The organism is Micrococcus sp. GbtcB5 (assembly GCF_019091605.1).
Lineage (GTDB): Bacteria > Actinomycetota > Actinomycetes > Actinomycetales > Micrococcaceae > Micrococcus > Micrococcus luteus.
On sequence record NZ_JAGXJK010000236.1, the window covers coordinates 1 to 263 of the forward strand.

Here is a 263-nt window from a genome sequence, read left to right on the forward strand (position 1 = left end):
GCGGCGACATCGTCCGCATAGTCATCGATGCCACTCGAGGCGATCTTCTGGAGCTGCTGGATGATCTCTACCGTCCCGTCCTCATACCCCGTGATGAAAACGTGGCCGTAGGCACGCTGGAGTGTGCGTGGGGCGTGCCGTGGCGTCGGCGGAAGGGCGCCGTTGGAGCGCCTGATCAGGTCGTCGATGTCCCCAAGGTCTTCAAGGTCGCCTTCGGGTGTGTAGATCACACCGTGCTGCTCGACGTTGACGCCTACCCGTCG

1 protein-coding gene is annotated in these 263 nt (G+C 63.1%); it reads right to left on the reverse strand.

Annotated features, from left to right (window positions below):
- A partial coding sequence (locus KVS67_RS12190) for a hypothetical protein (RefSeq protein ID WP_217565467.1) occupies positions 1-230 on the reverse strand: 230 nt, incomplete at its 3' end.
- Between the last annotated feature and the right edge of the window lie 33 nt (positions 231-263).